This is a genomic window from Phytobacter sp. (assembly GCF_059074235.1).
In genome coordinates this window covers 21,504-46,329 of the sequence record NZ_JCACPZ010000005.1, presented here as the reverse complement: position 1 = coordinate 46,329, position 24,826 = coordinate 21,504, and the positions used below count along the sequence as shown (strand labels likewise).

Annotated in this window: 19 protein-coding genes and 3 pseudogenes; 12 read left to right on the top strand and 10 right to left on the bottom strand. The window is 51.8% G+C overall.

Going from position 1 to position 24,826, the window contains the following annotated elements:
• Nucleotides 1-69: 69 nt before the first annotated feature.
• Nucleotides 70-2,994 (top strand): HD domain-containing phosphohydrolase, encoded by a 2,925-nt coding sequence (locus AC5JPW_RS14170; protein ID WP_494241298.1) that lies wholly within the window; start codon nt 70-72, stop codon nt 2,992-2,994.
• A 52-nt stretch (nt 2,995-3,046) separates the two neighbouring features.
• On the opposite strand, the pseudogene lysC reads toward AC5JPW_RS14170, so the two are convergent.
• Nucleotides 3,047-4,415 (bottom strand): annotated as a pseudogene (gene lysC, locus AC5JPW_RS14165) (lysine-sensitive aspartokinase 3).
• 623 nt (nt 4,416-5,038) lie between these two features.
• Here lysC and AC5JPW_RS14160 point away from each other — a divergent pair.
• Together AC5JPW_RS14160 and AC5JPW_RS14155 are read left to right on the top strand one after the other, a co-directional pair.
• Nucleotides 5,039-6,425, top strand: a pseudogene (locus tag AC5JPW_RS14160) (diaminobutyrate--2-oxoglutarate transaminase).
• 18 nt (nt 6,426-6,443) lie between these two features.
• A pseudogene (locus AC5JPW_RS14155) lies at nt 6,444-7,909 on the top strand (pyridoxal phosphate-dependent decarboxylase family protein).
• A 113-nt stretch (nt 7,910-8,022) separates the two neighbouring features.
• On the opposite strand, the gene AC5JPW_RS14150 reads toward AC5JPW_RS14155, so the two are convergent.
• Nucleotides 8,023-8,838 (bottom strand): hypothetical protein, encoded by an 816-nt coding sequence (locus tag AC5JPW_RS14150; protein ID WP_494241296.1) that lies wholly within the window; start codon nt 8,836-8,838, stop codon nt 8,023-8,025.
• Nucleotides 8,839-9,612: 774 nt separating this feature from the next.
• Here AC5JPW_RS14150 and eitA point away from each other — a divergent pair.
• Genes eitA through AC5JPW_RS14130 form a run of 4 tightly spaced genes read left to right on the top strand, consistent with a single transcriptional unit; the run spans nt 9,613 to nt 13,662 of the window.
• Nucleotides 9,613-10,611 carry a siderophore ABC transporter substrate-binding protein EitA gene (eitA, locus tag AC5JPW_RS14145; protein ID WP_494241294.1) on the top strand — a complete coding sequence of 333 codons (999 nt, stop codon included), beginning with the start codon at nt 9,613-9,615 and terminating at the stop codon, nt 10,609-10,611.
• On the top strand, nt 10,611-11,648 hold the full coding sequence (locus AC5JPW_RS14140) for a FecCD family ABC transporter permease (protein ID WP_494241292.1): 1,038 nt from the start codon (nt 10,611-10,613) through the stop codon (nt 11,646-11,648). Before eitA ends, AC5JPW_RS14140 begins: the two co-directional genes overlap by 1 nt.
• Nucleotides 11,648-12,409 carry a siderophore ABC transporter ATP-binding protein EitC gene (gene eitC, locus AC5JPW_RS14135; RefSeq protein ID WP_494241290.1) on the top strand — a complete coding sequence of 254 codons (762 nt, stop codon included), beginning with the start codon at nt 11,648-11,650 and terminating at the stop codon, nt 12,407-12,409. The genes AC5JPW_RS14140 and eitC overlap by 1 nt, the downstream gene beginning before the upstream one ends.
• A 14-nt stretch (nt 12,410-12,423) precedes the next feature.
• Nucleotides 12,424-13,662: an MDR family MFS transporter gene (locus AC5JPW_RS14130; protein ID WP_494241288.1), complete on the top strand. Its 1,239-nt coding sequence runs from the start codon at nt 12,424-12,426 to the stop codon at nt 13,660-13,662.
• Nucleotides 13,663-13,675: 13 nt separating this feature from the next.
• On the opposite strand, the gene AC5JPW_RS14125 is transcribed toward AC5JPW_RS14130, so the two are convergent.
• From AC5JPW_RS14125 to AC5JPW_RS14110, 4 genes are all read right to left on the bottom strand, one after another.
• On the bottom strand, nt 13,676-13,936 hold the full coding sequence (locus AC5JPW_RS14125; RefSeq protein ID WP_494241286.1) for a hypothetical protein: 261 nt from the start codon (nt 13,934-13,936) through the stop codon (nt 13,676-13,678).
• A gap of 114 nt (nt 13,937-14,050) precedes the next feature.
• The gene (locus tag AC5JPW_RS14120) at nt 14,051-14,653 is read right to left on the bottom strand and encodes a VF530 family DNA-binding protein (protein WP_494241285.1); all 603 of its coding nucleotides are present in this window, start codon (nt 14,651-14,653) and stop codon (nt 14,051-14,053) included.
• A gap of 467 nt (nt 14,654-15,120) precedes the next feature.
• Nucleotides 15,121-15,456 carry an alpha/beta hydrolase family protein gene (locus AC5JPW_RS14115; protein WP_494241284.1) on the bottom strand — a complete coding sequence of 112 codons (336 nt, stop codon included), beginning with the start codon at nt 15,454-15,456 and terminating at the stop codon, nt 15,121-15,123.
• Nucleotides 15,457-15,462: 6 nt separating this feature from the next.
• Nucleotides 15,463-16,302, bottom strand: coding sequence for an ABC transporter six-transmembrane domain-containing protein (locus AC5JPW_RS14110; protein ID WP_494241282.1), 840 nt, complete (start codon nt 16,300-16,302; stop codon nt 15,463-15,465).
• On the opposite strand from AC5JPW_RS14110, the gene AC5JPW_RS14105 reads away from it, so the two are divergent.
• Nucleotides 16,229-16,708: a TetR/AcrR family transcriptional regulator gene (locus tag AC5JPW_RS14105; RefSeq protein ID WP_494241281.1), complete on the top strand. Its 480-nt coding sequence runs from the start codon at nt 16,229-16,231 to the stop codon at nt 16,706-16,708. The genes AC5JPW_RS14110 and AC5JPW_RS14105 overlap by 74 nt on opposite strands.
• Nucleotides 16,629-17,027 (top strand): TetR family transcriptional regulator C-terminal domain-containing protein, encoded by a 399-nt coding sequence (locus AC5JPW_RS14100; RefSeq protein WP_494241279.1) that lies wholly within the window; start codon nt 16,629-16,631, stop codon nt 17,025-17,027. Before AC5JPW_RS14105 ends, AC5JPW_RS14100 begins: the two co-directional genes overlap by 80 nt.
• A gap of 44 nt (nt 17,028-17,071) precedes the next feature.
• Here AC5JPW_RS14100 and AC5JPW_RS14095 read toward each other — a convergent pair whose 3' ends face one another.
• The 3 genes from AC5JPW_RS14095 to AC5JPW_RS14085 form a co-directional block, all read right to left on the bottom strand.
• Nucleotides 17,072-17,848, bottom strand: coding sequence for a hypothetical protein (locus AC5JPW_RS14095; protein ID WP_494241277.1), 777 nt, complete (start codon nt 17,846-17,848; stop codon nt 17,072-17,074).
• Between the two features lie 132 nt (nt 17,849-17,980).
• Entirely contained in the window at nt 17,981-18,694 is a 714-nt protein-coding gene (locus tag AC5JPW_RS14090) for a GNAT family N-acetyltransferase (RefSeq protein WP_494241276.1), read from the bottom strand.
• Nucleotides 18,695-18,773: 79 nt separating this feature from the next.
• Complete coding sequence (locus AC5JPW_RS14085; protein WP_494241275.1) at nt 18,774-19,694, bottom strand: LysR family transcriptional regulator; 921 nt, start codon at nt 19,692-19,694, stop codon at nt 18,774-18,776.
• Between the two features lie 132 nt (nt 19,695-19,826).
• On the opposite strand from AC5JPW_RS14085, the gene AC5JPW_RS14080 reads away from it, so the two are divergent.
• From AC5JPW_RS14080 to AC5JPW_RS14070, 3 genes are all read left to right on the top strand, one after another.
• The gene (locus AC5JPW_RS14080) at nt 19,827-21,245 is read left to right on the top strand and encodes an MFS transporter (RefSeq protein ID WP_494241273.1); all 1,419 of its coding nucleotides are present in this window, start codon (nt 19,827-19,829) and stop codon (nt 21,243-21,245) included.
• Between the two features lie 105 nt (nt 21,246-21,350).
• Nucleotides 21,351-22,640, top strand: coding sequence for a lipase family protein (locus AC5JPW_RS14075; protein WP_494241271.1), 1,290 nt, complete (start codon nt 21,351-21,353; stop codon nt 22,638-22,640).
• Between the two features lie 15 nt (nt 22,641-22,655).
• Nucleotides 22,656-23,072: a GNAT family N-acetyltransferase gene (locus AC5JPW_RS14070; protein WP_494241269.1), complete on the top strand. Its 417-nt coding sequence runs from the start codon at nt 22,656-22,658 to the stop codon at nt 23,070-23,072.
• A 43-nt stretch (nt 23,073-23,115) separates the two neighbouring features.
• Here AC5JPW_RS14070 and AC5JPW_RS14065 read toward each other — a convergent pair whose 3' ends face one another.
• Nucleotides 23,116-24,669 (bottom strand): sensor domain-containing diguanylate cyclase, encoded by a 1,554-nt coding sequence (locus AC5JPW_RS14065; RefSeq protein ID WP_494241267.1) that lies wholly within the window; start codon nt 24,667-24,669, stop codon nt 23,116-23,118.
• Between the last annotated feature and the right edge of the window lie 157 nt (nt 24,670-24,826).

Below are 24,826 nucleotides of genomic sequence, written 5' to 3'. Positions count from 1 at the left end.
CGCCTGTCGCTTTTAACGGCTTCGATTATGCTTAAAAAGAGTCGCCGTATCTTTCCTGGAAAAGCGCCAATGAAAACGCGTATAAGAAAACTAAAAAATCGGTATCCATTGCACATTCAAATAACCGTGCTTTTTACGTTATTAATTGTCTCAATTGGCAGCATCATCATTCTGTTCAGTCATAGTCAACTGACTAAACTGGCCGAAGTCAGCACACATCAGCGTTATCAACAAACCGGCGAAGCGATTGCTGCGGAACTGAATTCGGTGACCCGCACCATGGCGAGTTCGGTGAATATTCTGGCGAAAATGCCGGTTGCCGATGCGACGACTGAGTCAGAGCGTATGGCGCAGCTAAGCAATTTCATTATGGTTTTGCAGCAGAACAATTACGCCAGCTCGGTATATAGCGCCTGGGACAATGGCGACTTTTTTATTCTGCGGCGGTTAACAAGCCAGCGTCGTGCCGTATTTAAAAGTCCGGATAATGCGCAATGGCTCGCCCAAATCTACCGTTTTGATGTCAGTCCGCCGGAAAAAAAAGAGTTTTATTTAGACAATAAGCAAAACATTATTTCATCTGCCACTGTGCCTTTTGATAATTACGATCCGCGTAGCAGGGGTTGGTATACCCTTGCCAGGTCGGAAAAGGCACTGATTACGTCGCCCAATTATATTTTTAAAGCCACGGGTGAAACCGGCTTTACCTACAGTCAACAGGCCGATAATCAACATGCGGTGATTGGCCTCGATGTGTCACTCGCGTCACTCTCTGCATTTTTACAACAACAAGGGTTACCGCCGGGCAGTCAGGCCGCAATTTTGTCAGAATCGGGTGAGGTCATCGCCAGCCAGCCCACACCTGAGCACGATAATCATGGCGGTCTGAAAATGGTTATTTTGCCGGTACTTAAACCTCTACTTGAAGGGGCGTCAGGTAAGAGCCACATTTTTAGTGTTGAAAATCAGGAATGGTATGGTGCGGTAATCAATATTCACAGCATGGGAAAGGACTACCACCTTGCGATAGCCACCCCGGCGGTTTATCTGACTGCCGGAGCCAGTTCTATTAGCAACCGTTCTACGCTGATCGCATTTTTGTTGCTTCTGCTTAGCCTGCCGGTTATCTGGTATTTCTCCCGAAAAATATCCCATCCGCTACTCAGACTACGTAAAGATGCGGAAGAGATAAGCAGCTTACATTTTGAGGCAGATGAACATTCCGGAAAAAGCTCGATCATTGAAGAGATTGATGACTTGCATACCGCAATGGCAAAAATGAAGCAGACGCTGATCAAGTTTATTTCGATGGGCAGCATGTTGACCGTGAAGAATAATTTTACCCAGCAGATGCAAGGGCTACTCACCGAAACCATCGAAATCGCTGACATGACCGGCGGTATGGTGTTTCTTGCCAATCAGGATGTGAATTTCTTTTCGCCCGTTGCCTTTCGTTGGGAGGACGAGAACATTGATTTTTCCGAACTTCCGTTGTTGGCCGTTGACAATGAACGATGTGATTCATTCTGGAAAATACTGGGTGGGCAGACGGTAAGCGGTACACTCACCCGGGACAATATTCCGGGGCCACTGCTGGCGTTTTTGCTGCCGCATTTACCCTTACGTTATGTCGCCGTACCCATGCAGACACACGATAATCACCCCATGGGGTTCCTGCTATTGTTCAACACCGACACGCTGACTGATAAACAAGAAAATGCAAAAATTCAGTTGATCAATTCGCTGGTGGGCATGCTTTCTGTGGCGATTGAAGCTCAGCATTTGCTGGTGGAGCAAAAGAAATTGCTGAATGCCTTTATCAGACTGATTGCCGGTGCTATCGATGAAAAAAGTCCTTACACCGGTGGTCACTGTCAGCGTGTACCGGTCATCACCAAGATGCTGGCAAAAGCCGCCGTGGAGACACAGGAGGGGCCTTTTGCCAGTTTCACGCTTTCCGAAAACGAGTGGGACGAATTACACACTGCCTGCTGGCTGCATGATTGCGGGAAGATCACGACGCCGGAAGCCGTTGTTGATAAAGCCACCAAGCTGGAGCTGATTTACAACCGAATCCATGAAATCAGAATGCGGTTCGAGCTACTTAAACGGGAAAAAGAGATTGCATTTTTACGTCAGCAGAGTGAAGAGGCTGACGTGAACGCGCTGGAAGAGACGCTGCGCCAGCTCGACGACGATTTCTATTTTATTGCCCGCTGCAATATTGGTAGCGAGTTTCTTTCTGATGACGCTCTGTCGCGGATTAACCTGATTGCCAACTACCGCTGGACACGGACGCTTGATGACGCAGCCGGGGTTTCGCAGGAAGAGTTGAATCGCAAAAATCGCTACCCAGGCGCTGTATTACCCGTGCAAGAACCGATGCTGGCAGATAAAGAAGAGCATATTGTCTATCGTTCTGCCGTCAGCAAAGAGGCGGACAGATATAACTTCAAGCTGAAAAAACCGATGTTCCAGTATAACTACGGTGAAATTTACAACCTGTCCATTCGCCGCGGTACGCTAAATGACGAGGAGCGCTACAAGATTAACGAGCATATTATGCAGACCATTATCATGCTGGATAATCTGCCGTTCCCGCGCACGATGGCGAATGTGACCACGATTGCCGGTGGTCATCACGAACGCGTAGATGGCAAAGGGTACCCGTATCAGCTCGATCATACGCAGATGAGTGTGCAGGTCAAAATGCTGGCCATTGCGGACGTGTTTGAGGCGTTAACCGCGATCGACCGGCCTTACAAACCTGGAAAATTGCTCTCTGAGGCGTTGAGTATTATGGTCAGTATGGTGAACGAAAATCACCTGGACCGGGAGTTGTTTATCCTGTTCCTGCAATCGGGTGTGTGGAGTGATTACGCACGTGCCTACTTAGATCCCGAGAAAACAGACAGTGTGAATGTCGCTGTTTTGCTGGAAAAAGTGATGCCGCAGCAGGAGGAAGGGAGAATACTGGAAGCCAGTCCGGCTTAAGGGTTTTGACCAGAAGCGAGCGCTACATCGGCCCGCTTCTGGTTACGCCATCTTATTCAAAAAGACTGCGATGTAACGCTTTCACTGCGCTGTCTGAAGATTCTGCCGGAAGCAGGAAACAGAGCGTGTGGTCGGATGCACCGTGGCAAATCATACGCACATGGTGCTTTTCCAGTTCAGCGAACACATCTTTGCACACACCAGATGCCTGGGTCAGTTCATTGCCAATCAATGTCACCAGATCCAGGCCGGTTTCCAGCTCCACACGGCAACGCGATGACAGTTCGGTCAGTAATGACGTCGTCAGCGAGTCAGCATCACCTGAGGTGGCGCATGAGGAGTTGAGGATCAGCGCAATGCTGGTTTCAGATGTGGTCACCAAATCAATCAACGCATTATGGCGCGACAGCACGGCAAACATTTCAGCCAGGAACGCGCAGGCCGGCTGCGTATTCAGACTGTGCAACTTCAGCAGTGTCTGCTTGCGCCGGATAGCCAGCGCACGGTAGCGCGGTGGGTTTTCCGCATGGCGACACACCAGGGTTCCACCTGCTGACGGATTTTTGCTGGAGCCGACAAACACCGGAATGTCTTTGCGCATCGCAGGCAGCATGGTTGCCGGATGCAGCACTTTGGCCCCATAGGCGGCCATTTCGCTGGCTTCAGAGAATGAGACTCTGTCCATGCGCTGTGCCTGAGGAACGATGCGCGGGATCGGTGGTGTAAATCCCGGCAACATCGGTCCAGATATCCACGCGCGCGGCATGTAATGCTTCACCAAACAGTGAGGCGCTGTAATCGCTGCCGCCACGGCCGAGTGTCGTTGTTTGTCCCGGTTGCAGTCGCTGCCAATAAAGCCCTGGGTAATGATCAGCGCCTGTTCAATGCGCGGGCGTAGCTGTTTTTCTGCCAGTTCAGCGGTTTCGGCAATCTGCGGTTCCGCGCAGCCAAAAGTAGTCATTGGTGCGGATCACTTTGCGGGCATCGAACCACTCGGTATCAACGTCGCGTTCACGCAGCACTTCGACAAACAGCAGGCTGGACATCAGTTCACCGTGGCTGACCAGCGCGTCACTCAGCGCAGTTGAACGCGGCGTGTGCTGCTGTTTCAGCAAGGCGGCTGATGTTTTCGAGCAGATGATCGATTTCCTGGCCGATAGCCGTCAGGCTGTTTCAGGCGAGAAATAATGTTGTACTGAATGGTGCGCAGGGTGTCGATCTTGTCCATGCGATCGCTGGCTTTCGAGGCCTGCGGCAAGTTCCACTAACAGATTGGTAACGCCTGCGGAGGCAGATAACACAACCAGACGAACATCCTGGTCAGCAAGGACGATGGAGGCACTGCGGTTCATCGCGTCAAAGTCAGCAACGCTGGTACCGCCAAATTTGGCAACGACGATTTGTGGATAAATGCGAGTCATAACAATCTCATATCAGGGCGCCATTAAGAAATGGCAAGAAAATTTTCATTCTCGGCATAAGGGAAGGTGAACTTCGCCTTACGAAATGTCCGCCCGCGAACATTTCTGATTACAACCCAGGATGCTATGCTCCCGTTGTCGATAACGTGTTTCGCCTGTCACACGTTACGGGGTGTGATGCGCATTATATGACTTAAATTATTGGTTTCCTTTTCTTTGTCAGGATTGAGTTTTTACTCATTCGTCAGCGGGGCAGAGCTGTCGTGAAAACGTCACGTCTTAACGTTAAAGTCCCGCCACAGTCGTTAAAAATACCTGCTGGCTCGCCGTACAGGAATAATTAGCGCGGGCATAGTAAGTGATTTAACCGGTCTGGATCGATGTTTTCCTTAGGCTTTTACAGTAAGCCAATGAAAAAAATAATAATTTTTTTAAAAGCTGACTTCAATCATTTGCGTTAAATAAAGGTATGATTTGCAAGGAAAAATTTTGTAATAAACAGCAAGAAATAAAACGTTGAGTCCGTTGCTAAAACAACATATATTAGCCGCGTTTTTTACTACCCCGCCCATTAACCTTTAATTCAACCCGGCGTTCATGATACCCGCGGTTGTAGGAGTGATATGATGACGGATAAAGTCCGTATTGATTCTTTGAGTGCTAATTCATTACCGCAAAGCAATGAAACCTTTTTAGCAAGACAAGCTGAGTTTGAATCTAACGTCAGGAGCTATCCGCGTAAACTGCCATTGGCAATTGCCAAAGCGCAGGGTGTCTGGATTACCGATGTTGAAAATAATCAATATCTTGATTGCCTCGCAGGTGCCGGGACTATGGCACTTGGCCATAACCATCCTGAAGTGCTTCAAAGCATCCAAAGTGTCATTACCAGTGGCTTACCGTTACATACGCTCGATCTGACCACGCCGCTGAAAGATGAGTTTTCATCTTATCTGCTGTCGCTGCTGCCAGGTCAGGGTAAAGAATATTGCCTGCAGTTCACCGGTCCGTCCGGCGCTGATGCCGTTGAAGCTGCACTGAAACTGGCGAAAAAAGTCACCGGCCGTTCTGGCGTGATCAGCTTCTCCGGCGGTTACCATGGCATGACCCATGGCGCGCTCTCCGTGACGGGTAACCTGTCACCGAAAGAAGCCGTCAATGGCATGATGCCAGAAGTGCAGTTTATGCCTTACCCGAACCAGTACCGTTGCCCGCTGGGTATCGGCGGTGAAGCCGGCGTTAAAGCACTGACTTACTACTTCGACAACCTGATCAACGATGTTGAAAGTGGCGTGCGTAAGCCTGCCGCGGTGATCCTGGAAGCCGTACAGGGCGAGGGCGGTGTTAACCCGGCTCCGGTTGAGTGGCTGCAACGCATCCGTAAAGTGACTCAGGAACACGGCATTATCCTGATCATCGACGAAGTGCAGGCTGGTTTCTGCCGTACCGGCAAACTGTTTGCCTTCGAACACGCCGGTATCGAGCCAGACATTATCGTGATGTCCAAAGCTGTGGGTGGCGGTCTGCCATTAGCTGTTCTGGGTATCAAAAAGCAGTTCGACGCATGGGCGCCGGGTCACCACACCGGTACTTTCCGTGGCAACCAGCTGGCGATGGCGACCGGCCTGACCACGCTGAAAATCCTGAAAGACGATCGTATTGCCGATAAAGTCGCTATCCAGGGCGAGTGGCTGAAAGGCAAACTGGGCGAGCTGCAGAAACGCTACCCGGTCATTGGTCACGTGCGCGGTCTGGGTCTGATGATCGGTATTGAGATCGTTAAACCGAACGAAGCGCAGGATCACATGGGTTGCTACCCGGCCGATGGCGAACTCTCTGCACTGACTGCAGAAAGAGTGCTTTAAAGCAGGTCTGATTCTGGAGCGCGGCGGCCGTAACGGTTGTGTCGTGCGTCTGCTGCCATCGCTGTTAATCTCCAATGCTGAACTGGAAATTTTCCTCGATAAATTTGAAACCGCCCTGCTGAATGCTGGCGTTAAGCCTGTTTAATCGGAGTTCATCGAGCGAATGTCTGATTTAAATCTGATTCTGTCAGGTTCTGCGCAAAGTATTGCCGCCTATCAGGACGCTATCGACCAAAGCACAAAAGCCGTGGTGGAATGGTTGACAGCAGCCTGAAATGTACCAGGGCAAAACCGTTGAGCAGCTTCGCGAGCGTATCAACCTTAGAATTTAGCTCTCAGGGCCTGGGTAACCAGGCCGCCATTGAGCGCGCGGTTGAGTACTTCCTCAAAGACAGTCTGTCCGTGCACCATCCGCAATGTGTGGCGCATTTGCACTGCCCGAGTCTGGTGATTAGCCAGGCTGCTGAAGTGTTTATCAATGCCACCAACCAGAGCATGGACTCCTGGGATCAAAGCCCGTCAGCCACCATCATGGAAGTGAAGCTGGTTGAATGGCTGCGTGAGCAGGTTGGTTTTGAAGCGGGCGACGCCGGTGTGTTCACCAGCGGCGGTACGCAGAGCAACCTGATGGGCCTGATGCTGGCGCGCGATGCGTTCTTCGCTCGCCAGGGTCATTCTGTTCAGCAGAATGGTTTGACGGGTGATCTCAGCAAACTGAAAGTGTTCTGTTCTGAAAATGCGCACTTCTCCGTGCAGAAGAACATGGCGCTGATGGGGCTGGGCTATCGTTCCGTGACGCTGGTGAAAACCGACGAGTTCTCACGCATGGACATTAACGATCTGTCTGAGAAACTGGCGCAGGCGAAAGCCAACGGTGAGCAGGTGATGGCGATTGTTGCTACTGCCGGTACCACCGATGCGGGTGCGATCGATCCGTTAGCGGAAATTGCAGCGCTGGCCGCGAAAGAAGACATCTGGGTTCACGTTGATGCAGCCTGGGGCGGCGCGCTGCTGCTGTCCGAGAAGTATCGTCATTACCTGAATGGCCTTGAGTTAGTGGATTCCGTTACCCTGGACTTCCACAAGCAATTCTTCCAGACCATCAGCTGTGGCGCGTTCCTGCTGAAAGATGCTCGTCATTACCAGCTGATGCGTTACCAGGCCGCGTACCTGAACTCTGATTTCGATGAAGAGCATGGCGTACCGAACCTGGTGTCGAAGTCTCTGCAGACCACTCGTCGTTTTGATGCCCTGAAATTGTGGATGGGTCTTGAAGCGCTGGGTAAAAAGCAGTACGCCGAAATCATTGATAACGGCGTGACGCTGGCACAGGACGTGGCGCAGTTTGTGACTGAACAGCCGCATCTGGAACTGGTAATGAAGCCGCAGCTGGCGAGCGTACTTTTCCGCTTCCGTCCGGAGCAGGGCGACACGGCATTTGTTGCTTTGCTGAACCAGCGCATCGGCGATGCGTTGCTGGCATCTGGTGCCGCGAACGTGGGCGTAACAGAAGCCGACGGCGTAACCTGCCTGAAACTGACGTTGCTGAACCCGACCGTGAACCTGCAGGACGTTAAAGTACTGCTGGCCAGCGTGAAAGAGTGCGGTCTGCAATTGCTGAACGCCTGAGTTTCTGGCGTTAAAAAAACAGAAGCCGGTTGCAGAAATGCAGCCGGCTTTTTTATTGCCTGAGTATAAAGCCGACGGTAGTACTACGGTCGGCTTTTTCAGTGAGGGGGAATTTATTCCCGCGTCAGTTCGTAACTGCTTTTTTCACCACCAATGATAAAGCTCAGGCGTAATTTCCCATTAGGCAGCAATTGGATCTGATGGGGCGTTTGTGATTTGTGGTACGGATGGCTGAACAGTTCCGGTTTCTCAGAATAGGCATAGCTCTGGAAGTACAACTCGTCGCCAACCCAGTGCACATCATTGTACAGGTGGTGCCAGTTTTCACTTGGTGCATGGAACAATGTGTATTGCCCCTTACTGTTTTTAACAATTTCCAGTTGGGTAGCGTTTTTTTCCTGCCATTTACCGACATATTTCGCCAGATCTTTATGCGCAGGTATAACGGGAGACGCAACAAAGTCTGTTGGCTTATAAGCTGTTTCTTTGTTTTCGTTTTTGTTTTTTGGCACATAAAGAGAACACAGAGGTACAGCTTTGGTGACCTTAAGATAGGAAAAGGTCAGGCTTTCATTTTCCAGTTCAAGGGGCTGTTCCAGTTTCATCACGCGCCCAACAATACCCAGAATCTTCAGTTGGTTCTTATAACCGGGTGAGGATAAATGAATCGTCTGACTGTTTTTATCAACAACGTAGTGAGATGTCTCCACGTCGATTTCTACAAGCGGGTTTTCACAGTTGAATGAGTGCAACAACGCCTGGTCATCAGCGCGAAACTCTACAACATTGGCGATGCCGTTTTTCAACGGCAGCATGGCCCAGAAACCGACAAGCATATTTTTATCCGCAGGTGAGGCTGAAGTCGCAGGAGACTTTGCGCAGCCACTGATCAGAGTCGCGAGTAAGATAACGTTTACGAGTTTAAGCATGGTACATCCTGTAAATGAGCAACAAGAAAGGGGCGTAGTGTAAACCAGCCAGAGGTAAGTCACGATGTGGGAGAGCTACTGATTCTGGTAGCTCCGGATACTGAGAGAAAAAGTCAGCAGACGCAGGAACATAGATAGCAACACATCAGAACGCTGGGATGGATTCAATTTAACATAATATACATTATGCGCACTTAAATGGATTAAGGCAGAATCCATGGTTTTACAGTCATGATTACCCTGGTCATTTATGGGCATCTTCTGTTCCTTCTTTGGTTCCTGGTATCCAGGTTGAACCTCCAGGCTATGCCTGGTTTCATTGTTCTGATTTTCTCTGAGCGCCGAACGCCCACACAACGCATCCCATTGTGTTCATACTCACTCATTTTTTAAACTGCCTTCGCTAACCCAAACATTACCAACCTTGTATGCTGTTTGCCTGCATGCAGAATTTTTATTTCAGGCATACACAACTCACTGCATCGTATCGTCATCATGGCTGTTTGAATTTATTCAACACGTTCTGATTCCGCCTTTATAGCTGCCCCGCATGACTGAGTTATTTGTATCATCTCGTTCGTTTTTATCTGCCCGTATTTCCCACTTAAATTCCCCCTAAAACGCTACGGAAACTTTTTAATAACAGGCTGTTATCTATTTAATTGACACTATTTCTTCAGCATTGTATAAAACTGCGCCCATAGTATTAATTCTCATTCACATTTGAGCCCAAATTTGGGCCTGCAGAGATAACTCAACGAAGGATAGCGTTACATGAAAAAGGTCATCAGTGCTTTAGGATTGGTTTTCGCCTCGGTTAGCCCCGCATTTGCTACTACCTACCCTGTCACCATTGAAAACTGCGGATATCAGGAGACCTTCACCAAAGCGCCTGAGCGTGTGGTCGCACTGGGTCAAAATACTGTGGAAATTCTGCTGTTGTTGGGCCTTCAGGACAAAGTCGTTGCCAGCGCATTCTGGCCGACAAAAGTCCTGCCTTCGCTTGCTAAACAAAATGAACAAGTTAAAACACTGACCGTAGAAATCCCGACGCTTGAATCCGTCCTGGCTCAGAATCCTGATTTTGTTCCTGCTCAGTTGCCATTACTGCTGGGGCCGGAAAGTAAAGTGGCTAAGCGTGAAGATCTCGCTACCGTCGGCGTGAACAGCTATGTGTCCCCGGGCATGTGCGCAACCAAAAAAGCCGTCGGTGATATGTACGGTAGCCGTCAGAAACTCTGGGATATGAGTTTCTTGTATAAAGAAATCGCTGATTTTGCGACCATTTTTAACGTCGAAGATCGCGGTAATGCGCTTGTTGCTGACTTCAAAAAACGCGAAAGCGATCTGCGGGCCGAATTCACGAAGAATAAGAAAGACCTGTCGTTCGTGTTCTGGTTCTCCAGCTCATCGCCCTCCTCTGATGCCTATGTTGGCGGCAAGAACAGTGCGTCCGGTTTTATCGCCAACGTACTGGGTGGCCATAATGCCATCACGTCTGAAACTGAGTGGCCAACCGTGGGCTGGGAAAGCATCATTGCTGCAAACCCGGATGTGATCGTCGTCTCCAGCCTCGATCGTAACCGCTGGGCGCTTGATAACGCAGAAGAAAAAATTAAATTCCTGAAAAGCGATCCGGCCGTCAGCCAGCTTGATGCGGTCAAAAAAGGCCACATCGTAGTGATGGATGGCCAGGCCATGAACCCCACTATTCGCACCATTTATGGCGCAGAACAAATTGCTGAACAGCTCAGAAAAATGGGGCTGAACTGATGACCCAGGCAGTAATCCAGGCCCGACAGGGCCTGCTTCTGACCACATCGACGATACTGGCACTGGTGTTACTGGTGCTGGTTACGGCAATTGGTGTCAGTGTGGGAGAACTGTCTATCCCGCTAAGCAGTGTGTTCTATGCACTCACCAACCGACTTGGCCTGACAGAAGTGCCGCTCAGCCGCATTTATGAAAGTGTTATCTGGGATTTTCGACTGAGTCGTGCACTGGTGGCGGCCTGCTGTGGTGCGGGTCTGGCGATTTGCGGCGCGGTACTGCAAAGCCTGCTGAAAAATGCGCTGGCGGAACCGTATGTTCTGGGGGTGTCGGCGGGCGCATCAACCGGTGCGGTCTCAGTTGTGGTTTTGGGGATTGGTACCGGGGCCGTTTCGCTTTCCGCCGGGGCATTTGCCGGCGCGTTTGCGGCCTTTGCTTTTGTGGCTTTCCTCACTAATGGCGCGCGCGGGGGTAACGAACGCACGATTCTCGCGGGCGTGGCGGCGTCACAACTGTTCAACGCCATTACGGCGTATACGATCAGCACCTCCGCCAGTGCTCAACAGGCGCGTGATGTGATGTTCTGGCTGTTAGGTAGCTTCAGCGGTGTGCGCTGGCCGGAGTTCCAGTTAGCGCTGGTCGTCATGCTGCTCGGCCTGGCCGTGTGCCTTTACTACTCGCGTGCACTGGATGCCTTCACCTTTGGTGACGATGCCGCTGCCTCTCTGGGTATCAATGTTCCCGTCGTTCGTTTGGTTCTCTTTACAGCTACTGCACTGATGACGGCGACCATTGTCAGCATGGCGGGATCGATTGGCTTCGTCGGTCTGGTTGTTCCCCACATGATGCGCTTCTTCTTTGGCCCGCTTCACCGCACGTTGCTGATTGCCAGTGCGTTGGCCGGCGCCATTTTGATGGTACTGGCGGATATTGCCTCTCGCATATTGATTGCCCCGCAAAGCCTGCCGGTTGGCGTGGTTACGGCCCTGGTTGGTGTGCCGTTCTTCGCCGTCATTATCTATCGTTCAAGGAACAAGTGATGAGTATCATTGCTGAAAATATTACCTGGAAGGTAGGTAAAAAAGTCATTATTAACAATGTGTCTCTGTCGGTCGCCCAGGGGCAAACGGTGGGATTACTGGGACCCAATGGCTCAGGGAAATCGTCACTGCTGCGGGTGCTTGCCGGGTTGCGTCGACCGCATGAAGGTACGGTAACGCTGGATGGCAATAACATCGCCCGTCTTCCCAAAAAGCAGCTTGCCCGGCGCGTTGCGTTCGTGGAACAACATGGTATGACGGAGTCGAACATGCGCGTGCGTGATGTGGTGAAATTGGGCCGTATTCCTCACCACACCGCGTTTTCTGGTTGGAGCAGTCACGATGATGAGACAGTCAATGCGGCACTGGAACGAGTAGATATGCTGCAAAAGAGCGATCAAGGCTGGTTAAGTTTGTCGGGCGGTGAGCGTCAGCGCGTGCATATTGCCCGTGCCCTGGCGCAAGTGCCGACGGAGATCCTGCTGGACGAACCGACTAACCACCTGGACATTCACCATCAAATGCAGCTGATGAAGCTTATCAGCGAATTGCCGGTGACCAGTATTGTCGCGATTCATGACCTCAATCATGCCTCCATGTTCTGTGATGCGTTAATTGTGATGCAACAAGGCCAGGTGATTGCCTCAGGTACGCCGCAAGAGATCTTGACCGAAGATCTCCTCTGGGATGTGTTCCGGGTAAAAACCAAAATTGAAATCTCTGCGTTTCATGGCAAAAAACACATTCATTATCTGATCTAAAGAAGACACGCTGCATGCCAACCCTTCGTCCCGCCACACAACTCTGGCCGCCCGTTTTACTGGGTAGTCAGTTTGTCTTTAACATCGGCTTTTATGCCGTCGTGCCGTTCCTTGCGATCTTTCTGCGCGATGACATGCTGTTATCCGGTGGGATGATCGGCCTGATTCTGGGGCTGCGAACGTTTTCGCAGCAGGGCATGTTTATCATTGGCGGTGCGCTCTCCGACCGATATGGCGCCAGAGTTGTCATCCTTTGCGGTTGTGTGGTCCGCGTGGCAGGCTATCTCCTGCTGGCATTGGGTGACAGCATTACGCCGATTATTCTCGGTGCCTGCCTGACGGGAATTGGCGGTGCCCTTTTCTCTCCGTCAATTGAAGCGCTACTGGCGAAAGCCGGTACGGACAGTGAAGCACGGGGGAAACGCAGCCGCGCAGAGTGGTTTGCGCTCTTTGCCGTGTGCGGAGAACTCGGCGCGGTGTTAGGTCCGGTGGCGGGTGCACTGCTTGCAGGGTTGGGTTTCCGACAGGTGGCCCTTGCCGGTGCCATTGTCTTCATTATTGCGCTGATCGTTCTTCATTTTTGCCTTCCACTGGATGCCCGGCATAGCAAAACGCTAAAGATTACACCCTGGTGGACCACCTTCCGCCAGCCCCGCTTTGTGGCGTTTATCATTGCCTACAGTTCGTGGCTATTGAGCTACAACCAGCTCTATCTGGCACTTCCGGTGGAGCTTGCCCGCGCGGGTGGCAGCGAAAAAGATCTCGGTCCGCTGTTTATGCTGGCGTCGGTGCTGATCATTATTTTTCAGCTTCCGCTGGCCCGTTTTGCCCGTCGTATCGGTGCAATGCGGATTTTGCCGGTCGGTTTTTTGCTGCTGTCGGCCTCTTTTCTCAGCGTTGCGCTGTTTGCCTCGATGCCGCCACCTGACTCCTTGTTACGCCTGTTACCAGCCGCGAGCTTCGTTACGCTGCTGACTCTGGGTCAGATGCTCCTGGTGCCATCCGCAAAAGATTTGATCCCGGAGTTCGCCACTCCGGCGACGCTGGGCGCTCACTATGGTGCGTTGTCCACTGCGGGCGGAGTGGCCGTACTGGCAGGAAATTTATTGTTGGGCAATCAACTGGATCGGGCGTTAACACCTTCTGCGGATGCAGCAATTCCCTGGTTACAATTGGCCGCCTTCCCGTTTTGCAGCGCTATCGCCCTGTTCTTCATTTGCCGTCCCATACTGGCACGCGTTAAGAGTGAATAATTGTTCTTAAAACTCATGCGTTCAACATGTAGAGCGAGGCAAAAATTGTTGAGGAGATGCAATAATCCGTGGTGAATTCTTTCAGCGATTCGTGGTTCTCTTTGAAATGCTTAAACATCAGGTCCGTTGCCTGAGCTTCATTCTCAGCTTTGGCTTCAAAGGGCATTTTATGAAAACCCTCTTCTTTTAATTGCTTTATCTTTTCAGCGGTTAAGGTCTTTTTATCATAAACATTTACCGCAATATCGCTTAAATAAAACGCATACGTTTTCATGACAATTCCCTTTTTATCAGTGGATTATTAATGGTAATTGTCAATCAATATGCGCGATATCAATGCTGTTGTTAAGGTTTTTATCTGGCGCGTTTTTTAGACCTTTACTCTTTTCTATCCTGCCAGTTTGCCCACGGGTTTTCGGTGTTTTCTTCCTGCGCAACTTGCGAGGAATCGATCCTCTAGTGAGTCGATATACAGCGCTTCAACCTCGCTGCGTGCCCAGGGTGTGCGGCGCAAAAATTTGAGACTGGATTTGATGCTCGGGATCGCTTTTGAAAGCAATTGATATTGATGCGCTTTGCCAGTTCCGCCCAGCCGTATTTTGCCACCAGCGCGTTGAGTAAGTGCTTCCAGGGTAATGCCATGTAAGGGATCTTTTGACGGCATGCATAAACCGAATGTCCTGTCGGTCATGAAATGAATAGCGCACACCATACTGGCTCTGCTCCTGATCGGTGCAATCAATGCTGCACTCACCTCAGCGCTGACACTCGCGGCTGCATGCTGCCCAGCCCGGCAATTCTGCACTAGAGCGCCGGGCGCATATGGCTTCGCGCCCGGAAAGTAAAAACATGCCCCGCTTTCCACCACGGCCACTGGGACGGTAAGCTGATAGTCAAACCACCCGCTGCGCAGCAGATCCATGGGTGGCGCCCGTCCACCAGCTGAAAACAGTGAGGCGTCTTGTTCAGGCAAGGTGCTTTTCCAGATCATCTAATGTTTCAGTGGGGATCAACGTTGCGATCGTCGTTCACCCATCAGGATCATAACAGGGGTATGACAAGGACGATATTGTTGTCTCTGGCATCAGAAAACGCGTTACGCCGTTCGAAAGTCTTCACGGTTACATTGCCCTGAACAAGGTCGCGAGACTGATGTCAGGCGTAAACTGGCGCTCGAAACTCAGTAGTATCATTTTGCAACTGGCTTTTGCTATGGCTCGCGCCTTAGATTTCGCCCATCACTGCACAAGCCGTTGGCGCAAATAGTAAGAACCCTGATCGCGCCAGTTAATCGCCGGACCAATAAGGATAGCGAAGTCTGCCCTTGCGCTTTATCACTGGCAGCGGGCACAACCCAACCGGCCTGCGAAAACCCGAGAAAACCTGCCTGACTGTTGCCGCAGCTGCCGGTTCCTGGCGCAGAGCGTGATCAGAACTGTTGCGGCTTCATCGGCGCGGTCAGTCCATAGTCTGTGCAAGCCAGTTACCACGGCTCTCTCCGATGCCCGGTTTATCCCATGAGAAAACAGCGATACCCTCTTCTACCAGAAAATTGACCAGTGGAAGATATCCCCCCTCTGACCAGCGATCCTGTGCTCCGTCACCATGCACCAGCACCACAACCGGGGGGAATGTTACCCCTTCCGGCAAAATTAACGTGCCTGCCAGACTATCTTCTCGATGTTGAATATTAAGTGTTTGCTGCTGCCCTATATTGCTGACACTGAATTCGTCAAGGCGCATCACGACAACAACCGTCAGCAGCAGGATCAACACGGTCAGATATTTCAGCATGGATGTTTACACCTCACCGGTATTCACTCGCTCGCCAATATCCTTCAGTTTGGAATATTGGTCGGTCAGTGTTGGTCCGTCATCGAGACTCATCACAAACATCCACAGATAGGTCATGACGGAATAGATATGCCCCGCATCGAGTCGCGAGCCCAGCGTCATGATAGTAATAGCGGTCGCGAACAGAGCGGCACTGGCGATACCAATCGCCAGATATCCCCACGCCTCCCTGTCTGAGAGCCGGATCCGCAGGCGCGCCATCATCAGATAGTGTCGCGTTAAGGTGTATTCTTTGGCGATGCCAATAAACCCCACCTCTTTTTCCAGTCGATTATTCAGCCGGTAGTACAGCATGTTGTTGATTCGGGTGAAGCCGGGTAAACACAACGCAAAGAGGCCAATCATCAGCAGAGCACCGACACCGACCACCGGCTCCAGTAGCAGCAACATAAAGGCCGAGCCGACGATGGAAATGATCGAAGTGATCAGCATCGGCAGATGGGTTTCGAAAAAATCAACGAAGCTGCGGGAGAGCGCAACGCGTGCCGCAATGGTCGAGTGCAACTGCTGATTATTTCGCTGGGCGAGGATGACAGGAACAGCGAGCTGGGCATAGATACGCGCAAAGGTCCGGGTATCCACACTTCGGCGGGCAGCCCCCACCGCCCACATGCCCAGCACCACCAGCGCATACACCAGTGCCGTCAGGAGGTCACCTTTAGTCATCGCATTAATGGCAAATCCGGCAAATAACGGATAGGTCACCAGCAAAATGTTTTCGATCAACACAAGTAAAAAGGTCCAGACCAGTTTCTTTCCGTGTTGCGTGCTTAATTGCCTGATCATCGTCCAGGCACTCGTCGTCGTGTTGATTCATGATGTTCTTAGCGTAGAATGTAATTTTGAGCGACTGCTCAATTTTTCGCAACGTTACTTGAGCAGTCGCTCAAAGTCAATGAGGACACTATGGCCCGACCATCATCCCAGACAACGACGTGAAGAGATCCTTGATACCGCCCTGTCGCTGTTTCGCAGTAAAGGTTTGCTGCAAACCTCAACCCGGGACCTGACGGAAGTGATGGGGATTTCCCGAAGCCATATTTATCATTACTTCCCTAACTGGCAGGAACTGTGTCTGGCGGCACTGGATAAATATATGACGGCCGACTTACATGCACGTCGGCGAACTGTTACAGGATATCCCCCCTGCAGTAGCGCTGCTCAAACTGGCGGACAGCATTTTGCCCTATGAAGTGGATGCTGACTGGCTGCTCTATTCCGACACCTGGCAAGCCAGCACACGAATCACGGAGTATGGCGATTTGGCGCGTAAGGTTAATGAAGGCTGGAACCGGTTAATCGTCGCAATAATCAACGAAGGATGTGTGGCGCAGGACTTTGCTCCGGTTAATGCCGGACAGGTCGCAAGGCAATTGAGTGCGATGATTAACGGTTACGCGGACTTGCTGGCGCTTGACCCCTCACCAGCAAACAGGGAGCAGGCGCTCGCCGATATTCTGGCGTTGATGAATGTGACACTCAAACCGACGCAACCGCTGCTCGACCGATAAAAGGCAGCCTCTTCTGCATGAATAACAGGCTGCCTTGAAGGGTATTAACGACTGGCTGCCAGCGAGAACAGACTCAGCGATGAGATCTGCATTCGCATAGAGGAGACTTGCTGTTTTTGCAGATTCACCAGTGCTTCAGTAAAGACGGAATCCTTCCCTGATCCACTAGTGTTCGAGCTCGCCACTTTCTTGACCAGTTGCTCCTCAAAGTTTTCATCGTATTGCGCTTGTTCAATCGCGGGTAAGGACTGATAGTGACTCAGCAGTTCACCATAGGCTTTTTTATAACTTCCAGAGGCGCTGATCTCTTTTTGCGCGTTACTGATGAACTTCTGCGTCCATTTATCATCCTGCGCACCGATTTCTTTTAGTGCAGCACGTCGCTCATTGACGGTAAACGCCGTACCGTCATCGTAAGCAATCAGCGCAAGCTGTTCACGCTGCATTCCCGCAAAAGGATTCGCGGTTTTGCCGTTGAGAAAATCCGTGGCTTTAGTGGCGAGTTGCAACAATTCGGCACTTTTAGTATCAGGCACTTCACTGTCATTCTTCGCCTTATTCTGTGTATAAACCGGCCCATCAATAACATTCAGCAAGGCTTCGGCCATGCTTTTTAGCTGATCGTGGCTATTGGACGCATCGCGTTTTTCTGCTCGGGTTGCCGCATCACTGAGCAGGCTCGCCAGGCTGGATAATGTCGTCTGGGTGGCGGCTGTTGATTGCTTTGCAGCAGTGGTTGAATCTGCCTTTTGGTCAGAAGAAGAAGCGACAGAGGTATAGGTTGTAAGGGGATTCTGGGTATTACCCAATTTAATGTACATCAATATGTCCTTTTGCATTCCGAAACGGATCCTTGCCACCTGGAATCGGGGCGTTGCAAATTAATACGGCATCCTGTGTTGAAACTTTAGCCTGTTTCGCATTTACCACTTCTTTTAGTAGGGGATACCGCATTATGTGGTAGTAAAAAACGTTTTCAGGCTGTTTTTCTGGTGACCTTGTTCATTGATGTTGTCTTCTGCCAGCCATGCACTCACTGCTGTTGAGATGCGGGGCCACTCAATATCTATGATAGAGAGCCAGTCGGTATCACGGTTACGCTGTTTGCGCGTCATCGCCTGGCGAAACCGCCCTTCAAACGTGAAACCCATGCGCTCGGCAGCACGACGGGAGGCGATGTTCAGCGAGTCGCAGCGCCAGGCAACACGGCGATAACCCTGTTCAAATGCATGGCTGAGCAACAGGAAAAGCGCTTCGCTGCCCGTCACCCGCTGTTTCATCAGCAAAGACCAGGTAACGTGACCAATCTCAATCGCCCCATTGTCAGTGTCTACGTTGCTATAACACACCACCCCCACCGGCTGGTTGAGCGTTTTGTCAATAACGGCATAAACGACAAGACGTTCGTCCTTTACTTTGTGCTCAATCCAGGCCTGCATTTGCAGTAAATCCTTGGGTTTATTCGCTCCCAGCCAAGTCCAGTCTCTGTCGTCTCTTGCTTGTGAATACGCCGCGAAAAGCCCGTCAGAGTGAGCAAGGTTTAACGCAGTCAACTGGCAAAATCGCCCTTTCAGTTCGCATCCCGTGGGTTTGAGGACGGGTTGCCAGTCCGGCAATGCAAATCCTACTGATTGCCCGTATTCGTTAATATTCTGCGTGTGTGTCATCCGTCTGCTTCCCGTTAATGTGCATTGAGCCGAACGCTGTAGCGGACGATATCGTCCTGAGTGGCAACCATGTTCATTCTTACTCCTTCAGATCCGGCACTAACCGGCAACAGACATCGCGCATAAATTGCCGCAACCAGCGATGCGCCGGATCGACTTCCGAGCGCGGATGCCACATTTGAGAGACCGTAATCCGCCGCGTTTCGATCGGTAGCTCAAACGTGAAATACGCCTCGGGCGCGACAAGATTAATCAGAAATGAGGCTGGCACCAGTGCAATGAGATCGGTATTGCGTACAACCGCCAGTGCAGCCGGAAACCCGGGGACGATAGCGGCAATTCTGCGCGTAAATCCGGCTTCCGCCAACGCCTCATCAACAGGGCCGGATAAACCCACCCGTCGTGAAGCTACCACATGAGGCCAGTTACTATATTGTGACATTGTCACTTTTTCTGCGATGGCAAGGGGATGAGAACGCCGTACTACGCCGATAAACCGATCTCTGAACAAAGCCTGAACACGGATTTCTGGCCCCATTTCGCCGAGCACACCGATTTCAATATCGACCTGTCCTTCTCGCAAAGGCCGTGCACTTTTTTCTGGTTTTGCTGCAAAACGCAGCGTGACACCCGGTGCAATGGTCGCCATTTCAGCAATTAAAGCAGGCCCAAAGGCTTCCACAAAGCCGTCGTTGGCGCGCAGAGTAAACATCTGTTCCAGCGTGGCAATGTTCAGTTTTGGAGGGGAAGGCCGCAGTACCGCACGTGCTTCAAACACCGCACTTTGTGTCCGCTCTCGAATCGCCTGGGCATAAGGCGTCAGGACCATATTTCGCCCCGCTCTCACCAGTAGCGGATCGCCGGTAGTTTCCCTCAGACGACTCAGCGTGCGACTCATAGCAGATGCGCTCAGATGTAACCGGCGGGCCGCCCCCGCAACACTTTGTTCAGCCAGCAGCGCGTCCAGGGCGAAAAGTAAATTGAGATCGGGTTCAGTCATCTTGCGCAGATTCCGTCAGTAAAACAGTTTAGATATGGCGTCTGGTGCAGGTTATATCTGCAACTGCTGCGTCTTCCGCCTGATATTCACCGACAGTATAGTTTCCTCAGTTGAATCAACGCAGAGGTTTTGATGGAATTATTAACGGATAAAACGGGTGATGAGGGCCTACCTGGTCATGAACGCGGCATGGCCATGCTGGCGGTTATGACCTGTACGACGATGGCGGTGTTTGATGGCGCAATGGTGAATATTGCTCTGCCGCAGATTGCCGATGTGCTCCATGTTGCACCGGGTGATGCAGTGTGGGTCACCAATGGCTATCTCTTAACCACCGCCATGACGCTGGCCATTTTCTCCTCTCTTGCCGTCAGAACGGGGTTCCGTAAGTTGTTTTCCTTCGGCGTTGCGCTGTTTACCCTGGCATCTCTGGGTTGCGCATTGTCTTCGTCGCTGGAGATGCTGGTCGCCATGCGTTTGTTGCAAGGGATTGGCGGTGCGGCAACGCTGAGCATTGCCCCTGCCATCCTGCGTTCTATTTTCCCGAACCGACTGTTAGGCCGGATCCTCGGAGTGAATGCGCTACTGATTGCCACCAATACCGCGATAGCGCCTGTCATTGGTGGTGCGTTGCTGAGCGCAATGGGCTGGCAGTGGTTGTTCGCCATTAATATTCCGTTAGGAATGGTGGCGCTAATACTGGCTTTGCGCACACTTCCGGATGCACGCACCGCGACAACCGGGCCTTTTGATTTTGCCGGAGCCGTCTGGTCAGCCATGATGCTGGGGGCTGTGATCATGGCGTCGAATGCCTTTTCTCATGCGGGTTCACAGAACACGCAGGCATTTGTCACTGCAGGCATTTATGGCGGTGTAGCGATGATTGCCGGTCTGTTGTTTGTGCGCCGCCAGCAGCGCGCGCCACAGCCTCTTTTGCCGTTAACCTTATTCACCTCAGTGCGATTTTCACTGGCCGCATTAACGTCCCTTGCCTCATTTGTCAGCCAGGGGATGACCTTTGTGGCGCTGCCGTTTTTGTTCCAGAGCGTTTATGGGTACAGCGCCTTTGCCTCTGCGCTGCTTTTTACCGCCTGGCCTGTCGGAATTATCCTTGCGGCACCTCATGCCGGGCGTCTGGCCGATCGCCACTCACCAGCGCTGATTTCCACTGTCGGGTTGGGAGCGTTTACGGTGGGATTAATTTTGCTGGCCCTGTTGCCTGACCATGCGCAGTGGTGGGATATCAGTCTGCGGGCTTTAGTGTGTGGTCTCGGGTTCGGTGCGTTCCAGAGTCCGAACAATCGGGAGATGCTGGCCAGCGCCTCACGGGAACACAGTAGCTATGCTTCCGGTGTACTGGCGATTATGCGGACCTTCGGGCAGTGTCTGGGGGCAGCCCTGGTGGGCGTGATCCTCTCGGTGTATGCCTCCTCTGGCCTGCTTGCCGGGCAGGAACACGCCGTCCGGTTCACGCTCTGGCTGGCTGTAGCCGCAACACTGCTGTCGATAGTGTTCAGTTTCAGCCGCCTGAAAAGCGCCATGCAGAAGTAACGCCGGACTCGCTAATAGACTCTCTTGCATCTCGTTGTTTCTCCTTACAGATGTTTCACCTTATTATGCATCGTCCATCTTCTTGCTTATACCGGGTACACCACGTTGAACGCACACACTCTACATAAAATGAACCTGTCGTTGAGCTGCGCACTGATTGCGCTGATGCTCGGTACCACGGTAAGTTGGGCCACCGATGCTCAGCTCCCCGTGGGACCGGAAGTGGGCGATCAGACCCTATCGCCCTTCTACCGCTGGGATGCCGTGTTACCTGCGAAGCCAGGCATGATGCTGCGTGAAGAGCCCATGACGGCTCAGGATCAGATTACGGATGCCGACCTGATGCGCCGCATCCTGTACACCTCACGCGATGTTCGCTGGCATGCAGGCATTGTGCCGGTCAGTGGCACGCTGTATACCCCGAAAGGCACTCCACCTTCAGGCGGCTGGCCCGTTGTTGCCTGGGCTCACGGTACGTTGGGTGTTGCTGACTCCTGCGCGCCATCATGGACCACGCATATTCCGCGCGATGCAGCCTATATCAACCAGTGGCTCAAACAGGGCTTCGCTGTCGTGGCGACCGATTATCAGGGGCTGGGTGGGCCGGGCCCTCATCCCTATCTCATCTGGGAAGCGGAAGGACGTTCGGTGCTTGATGCGGTGCGCGCAGCCTTACACGCCTACCCTAAGTTACTCGCTAATAACCTGATTATTACCGGGCAGTCTCAGGGTTCCGGGGCCTCACTGGGAGCCAGCCAGATAGCCGCTGGGTACGCTCCGGAATTGAAACTGCGGGCTACCATCGCCACCGGCGTTGTGGCCACATTCCCGGATGGTCCCGTCTCACTTACGCAGAATGATGAGCGAAAAACACCGGTACGTTTCGACATGTTGCGGCTGCTTGGCGGTTCGCTGCCTGACAGCGGCCCGGTCGCTACATCACTGGTAACGGTCAAAGGGCAAAAACTGCTTGCGATGGCGAAAACCTCCTGCGTGCGGGATATGGGACTGTTTGAGCGCAGTCAGCACCTTGATGCAGAAACCACTTTTGTGGGGGGGCAGAAACAGATTACGTCTGTCCTGACATCTGTTACTGACATGCCTCAGCGTCGTTTTCCGGCGCCTCTGTTTGTGGGCACGGGGTTGGCGGATCACACCCTGTTCCCCAGACAACAATATGCTGCCGTTGCGGCGCTCTGTGCGGCAGGCAATCCGGTCGAGTGGAAAACCTATTCTGGTAGTACCCATAATGGCACCGTGAACACGGCCTTTGAGGATGAGCTGGCGTTTGTGAAAACGGTGCTTTCTGGCAAAAAAGCCGTCGATAGCTGCCATGCGTTAACGGAGCCAGGGGAACCTGAAACGGCCACAAAAGACATTCTGTATAACAACTAAAAAAGGGAGCGAGTGATGTATTTACGTGTGACGACCGAGATAACAGAGCAAGAGCAGGAAGAGTTACTGAATGGCTTACGCGCCTATAACAAACCGTTTATCAATAATCGCGATTGGGGTTCACTCGGCATTTTTTGCCGTGATGGCGAAGGAAAAATGACCGGAGGCCTGATTGGCAGCCGCAAAGGTGAATGGCTGTGCATCAGCTATTTATGGGTGAGTGAATCAGTACGCGGAACGGGGTTGGGTGGCGAGTTAATGCGTTCGGCAGAGAACGAAGCGTTGAAACTGGGTTGCCTGCATTCAATGGTGGATACGTTCAGTTTTCAGGCGTTGCCGTTTTACCTGAAACAGGGATACATCCTGAAAATGACGCTGGATGACTTCCCGGAAAAAGGGATCCAGCGTCACTATTTAACCAAAGTACTCTAAGCCAGTACTGACGCCCTCTGCCGCCATGCAGAGGGTTAACAGGTCACTCACTGGCAGCCAGCGCCCGGTCACGCCCCTGAATTTTAGCCTGATACAATGCTTTATCCGCGCCCTCTTTGAGTCGGTTCGCATCCTCTTCTGTTCCCGCGCCTATGAGCGAGAAACAGCCCGCGCTGATGGTCACCACTTTTTGATCGGCGCCCGATTCCGCATGGGCAATTTTCGCCACCCGCACCGCTGTCACCGCCTGACGGGCCACAAACAGTGCTGCTTCTGGCCCGGTATCTGGCAGAATGATGGCAAACTCCTCCCCGCCATAACGGGCAATCAGATCTGAATTTCTCAGCTTCAGTTTCTGAATGACCTCACCGACCATCCTCAGGCAACTGTCACCCGCAACGTGACCATAGAAATCGTTGTAACGTTTAAAGAAATCGATATCCAGCATGACCAGCGACACCGGTTTTTTACTCAACGCCGATGCTTTCAGGCTCTGCGTCAGAAAGAGATCAAACTGCCTGCGGTTTGCAAGCCCGGTTAGCCCATCCGCCAGCGCCATGAGTTGCAGCGTGTGGTTGATACTGGTCAGTTCATCCCGTAACGCTGCCAGCTCTGTTTGGTTCTTCACGTTCATGCGTACCTGACGAAAGATTATCGTCCCCATCAGCAGCGTACCTAACAGCAGCATCGCATTAAGAACCAGGTCCGGCAGACTGTCTTTCAGCCAACGCGCCCAGAGTGCCGGTTTGTCATATCCGGCAGCGACCACCAGCGGGTAACGTTCCAGGCGAGCAAAACCGTAAATACGCTCCACATGATCCAGCGCAGAGACCCAGGTGGCATTACCCCGGTCTTTTTGGGCCAGTTCTCGAGTGAACAGCGGACTGGCAGAGAGGTTTTTGTTAATCACATCATCCGGGAAAGGACGGACGTAGAGCGCGGTACCATCAGTGATCATCAACGCCAGTAGATCCCTGTTTTTTAGCTCAAAATAGCTATAAAAATGACGGAAGTAATCTATACGTATGGTCGCCAGCAACACACCCGAAAATCCCCCCGCCGGATCGCTGATGCGCATGGATACCGGGATCACTAAATCACCGGTCGAGCGGCTGCTGATAACGTGTCCAATGTGTACATTGCTATGCCCGTTGCGGCGATGATAAAGGAAATATTCCCGATCGCTGTTATTGGTAACCTGCGGAAGGTGACCGAGAGCCGTGGCTTTCATGTTTCCCTGAGCATCATAAATAAACAGACCGTGAAGCTGAGGAAGGCGATCTTTCAGATCGGTCAACAAACCATCAAATTTTTGAGTGTCGAGGGAGGAAACACCTTCAGCAGGGATTGAGCGGCGAATATCGCGCAGCGCCAGCTCTGCCTGCAGGAAAGTATCTTCTGCCTGTCGTGCTTGCGAGACAGATAAGTTGATGGCGCTGCGTTCGGTGTCTTCAATGGCACGCTCCCAGGAGCGGGTCAATGTCCAGCAACTGGTCGCAACACCGGCGAGTAATAACGCAACCATAAAAAGAGTGATGCTACGGCCAAGGGAGGAATTCAGCGCCAGCGCACCTGATATATGTTGATTAATATTCATGGTGTCTCCCTCCGTTACACGTAGTGCTTTTCCCGTTAAACATGTGTATATGTTGATTTATAAGCAAAATTGAGTTCGACATCGTAGAAGTATGGTTGTGAATATTATTTTCAGCGAAAGATTGATTTTCTTTGAGTGAATATCGAAAGGAGAATAA